The sequence below is a fragment of the Westiellopsis prolifica IICB1 genome, assembly GCF_004323185.1.
GTDB lineage: Bacteria > Cyanobacteriota > Cyanobacteriia > Cyanobacteriales > Nostocaceae > Pelatocladus > Pelatocladus prolificus_A.
Map to the genome: position 1 here is coordinate 2,480,510 of NZ_NAPS01000002.1, position 14,175 is coordinate 2,494,684.

A 14,175-nucleotide genomic window follows, 5' to 3' on the forward strand; every position below is an offset into this window, starting at 1 on the left:
GTATATTTTGAAGAATGTCTGAAAACGGACTAAATTTAAGTAGCTTCTAATACAGAAAAAAGTATTAAAAATTACTCCAATAAATGTACGTAATGAAAAGATTTTGGCGGAAAGGGACAATAAACAAGTGCTGAAGAATATTTTGATGATTGGGGCGATCGCCCTAATGTTTCTTATAGGCCCGCTTATAGGCAATGCTGTTGCTGCACCAGTTGATGTGAACGCAGCAATTTCTAATGCTCAAACTGCTGCTGATACAGCATTTATGCTAATTTGTGCAGCTTTAGTATTACTAATGACTCCTGGACTTGCCTTTTTTTATAGTGGATTCGTACGTTCTCGCAACGTTCTCAATACGTTGATGATGAGCTTCGTACTGATGGCGATTGTGGGAGTAACTTGGGTTCTGTGGGGCTATAGCCTTGCTTTTTCGCCTGGAAATCCGTTTATTGGTGGTTTACAGTGGCTAGGTTTAAATGGTGTTGGCACAGAAGTAACTGATTATCTCAAGGGGTCAAATCCTCCAGAGATTCTGTCCTATGCACCAACAATTCCCCATCTGGCATTCATGATTTACCAAGCCATGTTTGCTATTATCACCCCAGCTTTGATTTCTGGTGCGATCGCCGAACGAATGAGCTTCACTGCCTATAGTTTATTTGTACTACTATGGTCTACTTTTATTTACTCTCCTCTAGCCCATATGGTTTGGGGAAAAGGTGGATTCATTGGTTTAGCAGGGGGCTTGGGCGCTCTCGACTTCGCAGGTGGTACAGTCGTTCATATTAGTTCTGGGGTTTCTGCTCTAGTTGCAGCGATCGTTCTTGGTCCTCGCAAAACCTATCCTGATCGTCTTAGTCCTCCTCACAACGTTCCCTTCATTTTGTTAGGAGCTGGCTTGTTGTGGTTTGGCTGGTTTGGCTTCAATGCTGGTAGCGCTCTTGCTTCAGGTAGTTTAGCAACAATCGCCTTTGTTAACACCAATACAGCAGCCGCAGCAGCGGCATTAACTTGGTTAATTTTAGAAAAAGTTTTGCGGGGTAAACCAACCGCAGTCGGTGCAGCTACAGGTGCTGTGGCTGGTTTAGTGGGTATTACTCCCGCCGCAGGCTTTGTCACACCACTAGCAGCCATTTTAATTGGCAGTATCACCGCTTTTGTTTGTTTCTACGCTGTTAGCTTTAAACATAAAGTACAAATTGATGACGCCCTTGATACTTACCCTGTACATGGCGTGGGTGGAACAGTAGGTGCAATTTTGACAGCAGTCTTTGCAACCACCACAGTTAACTCCGCAGCAAAAAACGGTTTACTTTACGGTAATCCAGGCGAATTATTAGTCGAGCTAGCAGCAATTGCGATCGCTTACGTTTTTTCTGGGGTAGGAACCTTCGTCATTCTCAAGTTGATTGATGCTACCGTTGGTCTGCGTGTGAAGGAAGTAGCAGAAATGCAAGGTGTAGATATCAACGAACACGGAGAAGAAGGTTACAACGAAGAATTTGGCGATCGCATTTCCGTGAGTAATAAGTAGCCATCATGGGGTAAGTACATATAATATCTGGTTAAAGATTTGGTATATTCCCCAGAATCGTGTCCACTTCTGCAAAAACTTCTCCTACCTGGGCAATTTTATCGCTGATCATCAACGGTATACTCTTGCTAGCGGTCATCCTCCTAATTTGGCGACAGCAGGGTGTTACCGCTTTTTTAGCGAATATATTGCCAAATCACGTCAATGCAAATGCTTCATCCCAACCCACACCAGAATTGGGTAATCGTCATCAACTCAATTATCAAGAATGGGTAGGTATTCTCAAGCAAGAAGCCAAAGTTGCTGCTGAAAAACACCCCACTCATCTGACCATACTAGCTGGAGATTCTTTAAGTCTGTGGTTTCCTCCGGAATTTTTACCTGAAAATAGGAATTGGCTAAACCAGGGTATTTCAGGAGAAAACAGCACTGGATTATTAAAAAGATTAGAAATTTTTGACCGTACCCAACCAGAAACAATTTTTGTAATGATTGGTATTAATGACTTAATCCAGGGCTATGACGATGAGATAATTTTAAACAATTATCGGCAAATCATGCGTTACCTGCGTAAGGTGCATCCGCAAACACAAATAGTGATTCAGTCAATTTTGCCACATGCAGGAGAAGAAGCAACTTGGGAAGGGCGAGAAAAATTACTAAATATTCCAAATAATCGCATTCTGAAGTTGAATCAGCAATTAAAAACTATGGCGACAAAAGAAGGCGTCAAATATTTAAATTTGCATCCGCTATTTGTCAACAACCAGGGTAATCTCCGTCCCGAATTCAGTACCGACGGCTTACATCTTAATCCCCAAGGTTATTTAGTCTGGAGTTCTGCTTTACAGTTATATAGTCAGATAGAACTAGAAAATAGGCCCTAGTAGTACAAGATAGGGAACTTCCTAATCTCCCAATTTCCCACATCACTTAGTGCCTCGGTACGAGAAAATATGAAAAAGTGATTTTTGTTGAAAAAAACCAATGGATACTAAAGCTTTTAAACGTTCACTTCAACATTCGGAAAATTATCATCGTAAAGGGTTTGGTCATCAAGAAGAAGTCGCTACCCAGTTACAGTCAGAATATCAAAGCTCACTGATTCAGCAAATACGGGACAATAATTATACCATTAATCGGCAAGACGTCACAATCAGATTAGCCCAAGCTTTTGGTTTTTGTTGGGGTGTAGAACGTGCTGTAGCGATGGCTTATGAAACTCGTAAACACTTCCCTACGGAACACATTTGGATTACGAATGAAATTATTCACAATCCTTCTGTTAATCAACGAATGCAGGAAATGAAAGTAGACTTCATCCCAGTCATAACAGGGAAAAAAGATTTTTCGGTTGTGGAAACTGGTGATGTTGTGATCTTACCTGCTTTTGGTGCCAGTGTTCAAGAAATGCAGGTACTGAACGATAAAGGCTGCAAAATTGTTGATACTACTTGTCCTTGGGTATCAAAGGTTTGGAATACTGTTGAAAAACATAAAAAGCGTGAATATACCTCAATTATTCATGGCAAATATAAGCATGAAGAAACAGTTGCAACTAGTTCTTTTGCTGGGAAATATCTCATTGTTTTGAATTTAAAAGAAGCAGAATATGTAGCTAACTATATTTTGCATGGTGGAAATCGCGAAGAATTTCTCGCTAAATTCAGTAAAGCTTGTTCACCAGGATTTGACCCCGACAAAGATTTAGAAATGATTGGCATTGCCAACCAGACTACAATGCTCAAAAGTGAAACTGAACAATTGGGTAAGCTGTTTGAGCATACCATGATGCAAAAGTATGGCCCAGCTAATTTAAATGACCATTTCCAAAGCTTTAATACCATCTGTGATGCCACTCAAGAAAGGCAAGATGCTATCTTGGAATTGGTAGAACAAAAACTAGATTTAATGATTGTAATTGGTGGGTTTAATTCATCAAACACTGCCCAATTGCAACAAATTTCTTTTGAGCGGGGAATTCCTTCTTACCACATTGATAGTGTGGGTAGGATTTTATCTGGCGATCGCATTGAACATCGATTATTAAATGGTAATTTGGAAATCACAGAAAACTGGTTGCCTAAAGGAAAAATTGTGATTGGTGTAACTTCTGGTGCTTCTACACCTGATAAGGTAGTCGAAGATGTTATCGAAAAGATATTTAAATTAAAAACAACAGTAGCGATCGCCTGATTTGGTTTTGAGATCACGTAGCATTCCTAAATCATCCCCTAGAGAGTAGACCCCTGACAACTCTGGCGAAGTCGGGGGTCTTGGCTTTGCGATTTTCACAAATCATAAAACACTTAAAACAGCACGTCTCTGGTGGGTTTAAATGTCAATTGATTTGTATTATTCAAGCAGTATTGGGTATTGTTATATATACGGTTTAGGACGGTATATCATACCAGAAGTAGATATTTATGAAAAGACTTTACAAACTGCAATAATCACTTTAAGATATGTAACAAGGGTAAAAAAACACCCGCACATCATAAGTAACGTAATTGCAATCATAAGAACAATGACAGCAACCTTACAAAGACGCGAAAGCGCTAACGTATGGGATCGCTTCTGTAACTGGGTAACCAGCACCGACAACCGCCTATATGTAGGCTGGTTCGGCGTACTCATGATCCCAACCCTCTTAGCAGCAACCACCTGCTTCATCATCGCCTTCATCGCCGCACCTCCCGTAGACATCGATGGTATCCGTGAACCTGTAGCAGGTTCCTTGATGTACGGAAACAACATTATCTCTGGTGCAGTAGTACCTTCTTCCAACGCAATTGGTTTGCACTTCTATCCCATCTGGGAAGCAGCTTCCTTAGATGAGTGGTTGTACAACGGTGGTCCTTACCAGTTGGTAATTTTCCACTTCCTCATCGGCGTATTCTGCTACATGGGTCGTGAGTGGGAATTGTCCTACCGCTTAGGAATGCGTCCTTGGATTGCAGTAGCATACTCAGCACCTGTAGCAGCAGCAAGCGCAGTATTCTTGATTTACCCCTTGGGTCAAGGTTCCTTCTCTGATGGTATGCCCTTGGGTATAAGCGGAACATTCAACTTCATGTTGGTATTCCAAGCAGAACACAACATTCTGATGCACCCCTTCCACCAACTCGGTGTAGCAGGTGTATTCGGTGGTAGCTTGTTCAGCGCAATGCACGGTTCTTTGGTAACTTCTTCCTTAGTTCGTGAAACAACCGAAACCGAATCTCAGAACTACGGTTACAAGTTCGGTCAAGAAGAAGAAACCTACAACATCGTAGCTGCTCACGGTTACTTCGGTCGCTTGATCTTCCAATACGCTTCCTTCAACAACTCTCGTAGCTTGCACTTCTTCTTAGCTGCTTGGCCTGTAATTGGAATCTGGTTCACCGCATTGGGAATCAGCACCATGGCGTTCAACCTGAATGGTTTCAACTTCAACCAATCAGTAATTGACTCACAAGGTCGCGTGATCAACACTTGGGCAGACATCATCAACCGCGCTAACTTGGGTATGGAAGTCATGCACGAGCGCAACGCTCACAACTTCCCTCTCGACTTGGCTGCTGCTGAAGCTGCACCAGTTGCAATCTCTGCTCCCGCTATCAACGGTTAATCTTTAGATAGCCTGGATGCAATAAGTCTCTACAATTAAATAGATGAGAAAGCGCTCTCCATTTCGGAGGGTGCTTTTGTTTTTGGTATACTGTTTCCTTGCGATCGCACACTATTTTTTATACTTTAGTTGATGGAACTTTTGGAACTGAAATTGCTTGAGTATTTTTGATCCAGCTATTATTATTAATTTCCTGCTATTAATTCTCTGCTTAGTAGCTGTTTGGTTTTACTGCTATGCAATCTATGCAGCGATCGCCTTTTCTCAGCATCCCTATCCAGTTGCTACAGAATTTCATCCACCAATCACGATTCTGAAGCCGATTTGTGGACTTGAGGCTGATGCTTACGAAAATTGGGCTTCTTTTTGCCAACAGCAGTATCCTGTTTATCAGATTATTTTTTGCGTTCGTGACAATCAAGACCCTGCAATACCTTTAGTCAAGCAAATTATCAATGACTTTCCTCAAGTCGATATTCAGTTGATAGTTAGCGATCGCACTATTGGTACAAACCTGAAAATCAGCAACATAGCAAACGCCATACAATTTGCCAAATATGAATTGCTGCTGATTGCTGATAGTGATATCAAAGTCACAAATGACTACTTGCAACGAGTCATTCAACCATATCAAGACAAAGAAGTTGGTGTCGTCACTTGTTTGTATCGTTCTTTACCACATGAATGGGTGACAACACTAGAGGCTATTGGTACTGCGACTGATTTTCATGCAGGTGTTTTAGTCAGTAACAAAATTGAAGGTATAAAATTTGCCTTTGGTTCTACTATTGCCATTCGCAAACAAGTATTGGAAAAAATAGGAGGATTAGAAGCGATCGCTGATTATCTCGCAGATGATTTTCAACTTGGCTACCTTCCAGCTCAAGCAGGTTACAAAGTTGTCCTTTCTGATTATGTCGTCGAGCATGTACTGACAACCACATCTCTAGCTGATTCAATCAATCGTCAGATCCGTTGGGCGCGCTGTACAAGAGTTTCTCGTCCTTGGGGTTATTTAGGATTGATTTTTACCTATGGCACGATCACCAGCTTGCTATTACTACTTACCACAGGAGCATCAATCGTGGGCTGGACTGCACTATTTATAACTTGGATAATGCGGTTAATAATGGGTTGGGTTGTGGGAGTTAAGATTCTTAACGATTCTGCTGCTAAAAAATATTTGTGGCTAATTCCTGTATGGGATTTCATCGACTTTGCAATCTGGTGCTATTGCTTTGTTGGTAACACAATTGAATGGCGGGGACAGCAATTGAAAATCACAAAACAAGGTAAGTTAGTTGCAATGAAAACATAGGGATTGGGGATTGGGGAATAGATTTTCATGTTCTGGTTGTGTAATTTATTATATGACCGATACTTCTTTTGATGGTATAGAAGAAGCAGATGACCTAAGTGGAGTCAATTCCATTTTCCAAAATCGTTCGACTGAGCGCTCACGACGGAGTCCAAAATCCATAGACGCCCCTTGGGCGGCTTCTCGTAGAGTAATCCAAAATCTAAAATCAAATGACCGTTTAGTTAATTACAAGCTGCGAATTATTAATGGAGATATATATACCTGTGAAGAAAACTTTATTTCTCAGTCCTCCCTCCTTCGATGGGTTTGATGGTGGTGCAGGTTCTCGATACCAAGCCAAACGAGAGATTACCTCATTCTGGTATCCTACTTGGCTAGCACAACCTGCTGCTCTTGTACCTAATAGCAAGCTTGTGGATGCGCCTCCCCACGCACAAACAGTGGAAGATGTGCTGAAAATTGCTAGAGAGTACGAATTAGTAATCATGCACACCAGTACACCATCACTACCTAATGATGTGAAGTGCGCCCAAGCCATTAAAGCTCAAAACCCAGATGCACAGATTGGCTTAATTGGAGCGCATGTAGCAGTATTACCAGAGCAGACGCTACAGGAAAATCCCATAATTGACTTTGTTTGTCGCCACGAATTTGACTATACCTGTAAAGAACTGGCGGAAGACAAGCCTTGGGACAGCATCAAAGGTCTAAGTTATCGCGATCGCCAGGGTAATATACATCATAATGAAGACCGTCCGTTGATTCACGATTGGGATTCTATGCCCAGTGTCCTGCCAATTTACGCCCGTGATTTAGATATTACAAAATACTTTATTGGCTATTTGCTGCATCCATACATTTCTTTTTATACTGGACGCGGTTGTCCGGCAAAATGTACCTTCTGTCTTTGGCCGCAAACGATTGGTGGACACCTGTATCGTCATAAAACCCCGGAAGCAGTGGGACGCGAGATGGCAGAAGCGAAAGCCATCTTTGGGGACAAAGTGCGGGAATATATGTTTGATGATGATACATTTACAATTGATAAGCAGCGAGCGATCGCCATTAGCGAACACATGAAGCGATTGAAGTTGACTTGGAGTTGTAACGCTCGTGCTAACTTAGATTACGATACTCTCAAGCAACTACGCGATAACGGCTTACGTCTATTATTGGTAGGATTTGAATCGGGTAATCAGCAAATATTAGACGGTATTAAGAAAGGAATTAAGCTGGAAGTTGCCCGTAAATTTATGGAAAACTGTCACAAGCTTGGTATCACTGTACACGGCACATTTATTATTGGTTTACCTAACGAAACTCAGCAAACCATTGAAGAAACGATTCGCTTCGCTTGTGATCTAAGTCCTCATACAATTCAGGTTTCAATTGCCGCTCCTTATCCTGGGACAGAACTTTATCAGCAAGCACAGGACAATGGTTGGTTTAGTGATAATTCTTTAGTTGCTAATTCCGGCATTCAAATGTCTACACTACAATATCCGAATCTCTCCAGTGCTGATATCGAAGATGCAGTTGAACGGATGTATCGTAAGTTTTACTTCCGTCCCAAAGCCATTATTCCAATTGTCGGTGAAATGCTGACCGACCCACAGATGTTAGTGCGTCGTTTGCGTGAGGGACGTGAATTTTTTGCCTACCTCAAAGAACGTCATACCCAAGCAGCCGCGAAAGCATAATCAAAGCGAAACCACCCTAGAAGTATATTATGAGTTACAGAATGGATCGCCGCGCCTATGCGGAAACCTATGGTCCGACGGTAGGCGATCGCATCCGCCTAGCCGATACAGAATTATTTATCGAAGTTGAACAAGACTTTACCACCTACGGCGATGAAGTAAAATTTGGTGGTGGTAAAGTCATTCGCGATGGAATGGGACAATCCCCCATCTCTAACGCCGATGGTGCTGTGGATATGGTAATCACCAATGCTTTGATTCTCGATTGGTGGGGTATCGTCAAAGCAGATATCGGTATTAAAGATGGCAAAATCTTTAAAATGGGTAAAGCCGGCAATCCCTATATTCAAGACAATATAGATATTATTATTGGCCCTGGTACAGAAGCCGTCGCTGGTGAGGGTATGATTGTCACAGCAGGCGGTGTTGATTCCCACATCCACTTTATTTGTCCCCAACAAATCGAAGTGGCGATCGCATCCGGAATTACTACAATGCTCGGCGGTGGTACTGGCCCAGCTACAGGTACAAATGCTACTACCTGTACACCTGGCCCTTGGAATATTTACCGAATGCTGCAAGCCGCCGACGCCTTCCCCGTCAACCTGGGATTTTTGGGTAAAGGTAACACCAGTCAACCCCAAGGACTTACAGAACAAATTTTAGCTGGTGCGATGGGATTAAAACTCCATGAAGATTGGGGAACCACACCAGCAACGATTGATACTTGTCTTAACGTTGCTGATGAGTACGATATTCAAGTAGCAATTCATACTGATACCCTTAACGAAGCAGGATTTGTAGAAGACACCATCGCCGCTTTTAAAAATCGTGTCATCCACACCTATCACACCGAAGGCGCAGGTGGTGGACATGCACCGGATATTATTAAAGTCTGCGGTGAGGCAAATGTTTTACCATCTTCCACCAACCCCACTCGTCCTTACACTGTTAATACTCTCGATGAACACCTAGATATGTTGATGGTTTGCCATCACCTTGATCCGGGAATTGCTGAAGATGTGGCGTTTGCTGAGTCACGCATTCGTCGCGAAACCATCGCCGCAGAAGACATTTTGCATGATTTGGGTGCATTCAGCATGATTTCTTCTGACTCCCAAGCAATGGGAAGAGTAGGAGAAGTAATAATTCGCACTTGGCAAACTGCACATAAAATGAAACTGCAACGGGGAAGCCTTGGTAGAGATAGTTTAGCCGATAATTTACGGGCTAGGCGCTATGTTGCTAAATATACTATAAATCCGGCGATTACCCATGGAATTTCTCAGTTTGTGGGTTCAGTGGAAGAAGGTAAATTAGCAGATTTGTGTTTGTGGCGTCCGGCGTTTTTTGGTGTGAAACCAGAAATCGTCATTAAAGGTGGAGCGATCGCATGGTCACAAATGGGAGATGCTAATGCTAGTATTCCCACACCCCAACCTGTACATATGCGTCCGATGTTTGGCAGTTTTGCAGGTGCGCGTCACGCGACATCCTTAACTTTCGTTTCGCAAACAGCATTAGAAAACGAGATTCCTAGTCAGTTGAAGTTGCAAAAGCAAGCAGTTGCAGTTTCAGGAACACGCCAGTTAAGTAAGCAGGATATGAAGTTGAATGATGCACTACCGCAGATTGAAGTTGATGCAGAAACTTATGAAGTGAGAGCTGATGGGGAGTTGCTGACCTGTGAACCTGCAACAGTTTTACCAATGGCGCAACGCTATTTTTTGTTCTAATAGGATTGCTATGCTGACATCTTGCACCAGCTGCAATCAGCCGTAAAATAAATTTTCGGCTCAAAGCTTAAACCCATTAAAATGGCTTAAAACTTTAACTAGTCGGTTTTAAACCGACTTTAGCTTTAAGCCCAAATTTTAATTTAGGGTTAGGTGCAAGATATAAGTATGGCGATCGCACTCTTCAAATTCATGTTGGTTACAAAAATCTCTGATCCATAGAGAACATTAAAGCGTTTGTTCAATACGCTTCAACGTTGCTTATTAACCTTCCTTGATCCATAGAGAACATTAAAGCGTTTGTTCAATCCGCTTCAACGTTGTTTATTAACCTTCCTTGATCCATAGAGAACATTAAAGCGTTTGTTCAATACGCTTCAAGGTTGCTTATTAATGTGAAAATCTGAAAGCGATGCTGCAAAGCAATGTATGCTGAGAGCTTGCATCTACCTTATATCCCGCAATAAGGTTCAGATAAGACAAATTACACACATTGTTTTCCTGTTCCCTGTTAAAACTTTTTCGTTCTCTATCTCCTTATTAACTAATAAATTTTGTATAAACAGGTCAATTTTTTGGGTCGAAATATGCTGCATAACAACGACGTGGGCAAAATTTTCCTCTGTGGCTAATTGCCATTTGCGGCACAGTTCGATTCCAGGTTTATCAAAAACCACTGTGGTTGAAAAATCATTAAGTAAAGGATGATAATTTATTTCTAAGAGGCGATCGCGCAGATACCGCGCATTTTGCAAGCAGCTAGCAACTTCCTTTTGAAAGTGGTGACTTCTGGTTTGGATAGCATACCACAAAAGTAAAGCAGCGATGCCGCTACGTGAACCCAAAATAGTTGTATCTTGACTACCAATATATTCAACACTTGTCTCTATTTTGTTGACATAAGGTTGACGGGTGAGAACAATTCCATAAGTGATCGGAGAACCAATAAACTTATGACCGCTGACAGAGATACTTCCAATTGGATAATCCCGAAAACTAATTTTTGGCGCTCCTTTGATAAAAGGAATTAACATTCCCCCGAGTGCGCCATCACAGTGGATGTAATAGCGAACTCCTACCCTTTCTACTATCTCAATAATTCGCTCTATATTATCTACTGCTCCTTTCATAGTCGTGCCTAAATTGATATTAATGATGGCACTTTGATGTTTTCGCTGTGATAGCTCATACTCTAGATGTTCATAGTTAATTTCCCCATTAAATTGAGAACATATCACAACATGAGGTATTTTTAATAAACGTGCTGCTTTGGCAACTGAATAATGAGTATCACTGGAAGAATAAAGAATTGCATCAGGGTTGAGTTCTCTACCCAAGAATATACCGTAGAGATTGCCTTCTGTACCACCACTGGTGAGATATCCCCAGTATTCTTCTAACTCATAAAGTTGGGCAAACCAGCTAATACATTGTCGTTCAAATTCTTTAGAATGAAGAGCAAAGTTGCCCTCGACAAATGGATCACCTACATTATTAAGATAATATTGAAAGAATGGTAGTAATAAAGCGTAATCAAAGTCGAGATTCGCAGGATAGCCTATAGAAAGTTTTGTGCTTTTGGCTAGATGCTGCTGTAATCGTTTCAAAATTACTGAAGTATTTTTATCAACTAATCGGGGAAACATAAGTTTATTTTTCTTCTTAACTTTGTGAATTTTCTTATGGTTTCTCTGTTATGAACTGATAAAGGGTACCAGAGAACAGAAAAGCGAAAAAACTGGATTTAGGCTGAAATACTTACTGCACGATCTTTTTACTCGTGCTTTTTCGCCTTAATCACATGATTTTTGGGATAAAAATATGAATGACAATGAATTGGTTAGTTATCTTCTGTCTAGGTTGTAGCAAAGCTTCTCTGTTTTGCAGCTATGTAATCATTACCTAAACATAAATGAACTTTCTTGAGTCGAGAGAAGTTTGAATAGTATCAAATATTCATTTAACAAGCTTGTCAGCTAAACTCATCTCTACACTAATCACATCATTTGTTTATGTCTTTTTGGTCACTAAGTTGCTACAGCCACTAACAATTTCATTCTAGCTCTTTGTAAAGGGTTTAAGCTCTTTGCTAATAGCGCAAGTTGTCTGAAGACAACTTCATAAAATCGGCGTTGCTGATTTCATGTATGAAAATGATTTTAGGTAATTCCAAAACCTTTGTACTAGACGCGATATATCGCGTCTCTACACTAGATTCATACCGCGATTCAGCAACGCCATCAAATCAAACTGCGATTTCAATCGCAGGCGTTTTTTTGAACATTTGCGATGCTCCGTTTCTTGTTTCAACCTTGGAGTTTCAAGCTCTGAACTCGAAGTTTCTCGTTTCAAACCTCAATCATAGAGAATTTCAACAAGCGATCGCACAAATCTCAGAGTGTAAAGCACCCTGAGATTAATCACCCACAACTGGGTTATTGAAGTTTGTAGTAAGTACCAAGCGTGCTGACTACAAACTTATCAAAATTAATAATGATTACCAGCTTTGCGGTGATGCATCGCTGTCACGGTATCCGATTGTAATAACTTACCATTGTCAACGATCGCATACACAACCCAATGGTCGCCGCATTCCATGCGTTTGTTAACTGAACATTCCAGATAAGCGATTGAGTCGGTGATGATTGCACAACCGTTATCTGCAACTGCTGTGGAAAAGTCCTTAAATCTATCTTCTCCGGGAGCAAAGTTTTTGCGGAAGTGTTTCATATAATCTTGGTAATTTTCTTCACCCAAGATATTCAAAACAAATTTACCACCTGTATGCATGATCGATTCCACCGCTCTTTCTTTGGCGATCGCCACAGTAATTCCCGGTGGATTAAAAGTTGCTTGTGATACCCAAGCACCCAACATTCCCGTAGAAACTTCACCTTGTTTGGCTGTGACGACGCAAACAGAACCAACAATCCGCCCAACAGCTTGTTCCATCTGGCTTGCAGCAGCTTGAGTCAAACGTGGTTTTTTCGCTTTTCTCAGGGTTTGGGCAAAATCTGTCGCCATTTCTTCACATTCTTTGAGCATCACATCCGTAGGTTTAAATCTTGCTTTTAAAGTTTCAAACCCAAATCGATAACCAGCATCTTTAAGCTTACCTTCAATTAAATCAAAAGCCTCGCCACTCCAACCATAGGAACCAAAGACACCAGCTAATTTACTGTTGTCACCAACGGCGAGAACAATACCCAAAGCTGTGTGAATCGGTGTAGGTGCATTCCCACCAATCGTCGGAGAACCGATAATAAAACCATCACATTTTTCAATTGCGGCGCGAATTTCATCAGGTTCAGCAAATTCGCAGTTAATGGATTCGACAGCGACTCCACCTTTGGTAAGTCCCAAAGCAAAAGCTTGTGCCAGAGTTGCTGTGTTACCATAAGCTGAAGCATAAAGCAAGGCAACGGAAATCTCACGTTCAGTTTGTGACTTGCTCCAAATTTCGTAGGCTTTGGCTAGTTCCAACAAACCATAGCGAATTAATGGCCCGTGGATAGTAGCATACATTCTCACTTGCAACTCTGATAATTTTTCCAAAGCGGCTTGCACGTGAGTAGCATGGGGAGCCATCAAACAGTCAAAATAGTAGCGCTGGTCTTCTTTAAGGAGATCCCAATCTTCATCAAAGACTTCATCACCGCACAAATGCGCCCCAAATAGCTTATTCGAGTAGAGAATTTGGGTTTGTTCGTCGTAAGTGCAGAGTCCTGTCGGCCAGCGTGGACTGGGAATTGGAAAGAATCTCAAAATATGACCCTTACCCAAATCCAGAGTTTCTTTCCCCCGCATGGAAATAATTTTCAGTTCGCGATTCGGGAAAGCTGCGCGTAAATTTGCAGCACAGGGAAGCGAACAAACAAAAGTCAGTTTGGGAACTAAATCTAAAAGTGCTTTGATTGTGGCAACGCGGTTAGGATTAAAATGACCAAGAATCACATAATCCAACCGTTCCCAATCATTCAAACACTGCCTGAGTGCATCTAAATAAATTAAACTAAAAGTCTCCGGTGGTGGATCAATAACTGCAACTTTCTCACCACTAATTACATAAGAATTAGAGGTTGTACCTCTAGCTAGCGCGTATTCAATTTCAAACCGCAGGCGTGTCCAACTGCGCGCGCGCAGCACAGTTGTATTTGTCGCAATTGGTAAAACCTGCACATCGCGAGGATTAGGATTGGTCATAGGTATTTACGTGAGGGGAGGGGATTTTTTGGAGATAGGGGATCGGGGATCGGGGATCGGGGATCGGGGAT

11 protein-coding genes are annotated in these 14,175 nt (G+C 41.6%); 9 read left to right on the forward strand and 2 right to left on the reverse strand.

The window, feature by feature from the left end:
• Window positions 1-145: 145 nt before the first annotated feature.
• The 8 genes from B4U84_RS24990 to ureC all read left to right on the forward strand — a co-directional run bounded on the left by B4U84_RS24990 (window position 146) and on the right by ureC (window position 9,901).
• Window positions 146-1,534: an ammonium transporter gene (locus tag B4U84_RS24990; RefSeq protein WP_476426359.1), complete on the forward strand. Its 1,389-nt coding sequence runs from the start codon at window positions 146-148 to the stop codon at window positions 1,532-1,534.
• Between the two features lie 59 nt (window positions 1,535-1,593).
• Window positions 1,594-2,421, forward strand: coding sequence for an SGNH/GDSL hydrolase family protein (locus B4U84_RS24995; RefSeq protein ID WP_131120892.1), 828 nt, complete (start codon window positions 1,594-1,596; stop codon window positions 2,419-2,421).
• 100 nt (window positions 2,422-2,521) lie between these two features.
• Entirely contained in the window at window positions 2,522-3,730 is a 1,209-nt protein-coding gene (locus B4U84_RS25000) for a 4-hydroxy-3-methylbut-2-enyl diphosphate reductase (protein WP_017312082.1), read from the forward strand.
• A 331-nt stretch (window positions 3,731-4,061) separates the two neighbouring features.
• Window positions 4,062-5,144 (forward strand): photosystem II reaction center subunit D1, encoded by a 1,083-nt coding sequence (psbA, locus tag B4U84_RS25005; protein ID WP_016860104.1) that lies wholly within the window; start codon window positions 4,062-4,064, stop codon window positions 5,142-5,144.
• Window positions 5,145-5,301: 157 nt separating this feature from the next.
• Window positions 5,302-6,462 carry a bacteriohopanetetrol glucosamine biosynthesis glycosyltransferase HpnI gene (hpnI, locus tag B4U84_RS25010; protein ID WP_131120893.1) on the forward strand — a complete coding sequence of 387 codons (1,161 nt, stop codon included), beginning with the start codon at window positions 5,302-5,304 and terminating at the stop codon, window positions 6,460-6,462.
• 52 nt (window positions 6,463-6,514) lie between these two features.
• On the forward strand, window positions 6,515-6,775 hold the full coding sequence (locus B4U84_RS25015; RefSeq protein WP_131120894.1) for a hypothetical protein: 261 nt from the start codon (window positions 6,515-6,517) through the stop codon (window positions 6,773-6,775).
• The gene (gene hpnJ, locus B4U84_RS25020; protein WP_017312080.1) at window positions 6,729-8,165 is read left to right on the forward strand and encodes a hopanoid biosynthesis associated radical SAM protein HpnJ; all 1,437 of its coding nucleotides are present in this window, start codon (window positions 6,729-6,731) and stop codon (window positions 8,163-8,165) included. Before B4U84_RS25015 ends, hpnJ begins: the two co-directional genes overlap by 47 nt.
• A 29-nt stretch (window positions 8,166-8,194) precedes the next feature.
• The gene (gene ureC / locus B4U84_RS25025; protein ID WP_026082037.1) at window positions 8,195-9,901 is read left to right on the forward strand and encodes an urease subunit alpha; all 1,707 of its coding nucleotides are present in this window, start codon (window positions 8,195-8,197) and stop codon (window positions 9,899-9,901) included.
• 470 nt (window positions 9,902-10,371) lie between these two features.
• Here ureC and B4U84_RS25030 read toward each other — a convergent pair whose 3' ends face one another.
• Window positions 10,372-11,547 carry a histidine decarboxylase gene (locus B4U84_RS25030; RefSeq protein ID WP_017312078.1) on the reverse strand — a complete coding sequence of 392 codons (1,176 nt, stop codon included), beginning with the start codon at window positions 11,545-11,547 and terminating at the stop codon, window positions 10,372-10,374.
• A 501-nt stretch (window positions 11,548-12,048) separates the two neighbouring features.
• Between B4U84_RS25030 and B4U84_RS25035 the strand changes: the two genes are divergently transcribed.
• Window positions 12,049-12,315 (forward strand): hypothetical protein, encoded by a 267-nt coding sequence (locus B4U84_RS25035; RefSeq protein WP_017312077.1) that lies wholly within the window; start codon window positions 12,049-12,051, stop codon window positions 12,313-12,315.
• Between the two features lie 73 nt (window positions 12,316-12,388).
• Here B4U84_RS25035 and B4U84_RS25040 read toward each other — a convergent pair whose 3' ends face one another.
• Window positions 12,389-14,104, reverse strand: a complete 1,716-nt coding sequence (locus tag B4U84_RS25040) for a diflavin flavoprotein (protein ID WP_017312076.1) — start codon at window positions 14,102-14,104, stop codon at window positions 12,389-12,391.
• Between the last annotated feature and the right edge of the window lie 71 nt (window positions 14,105-14,175).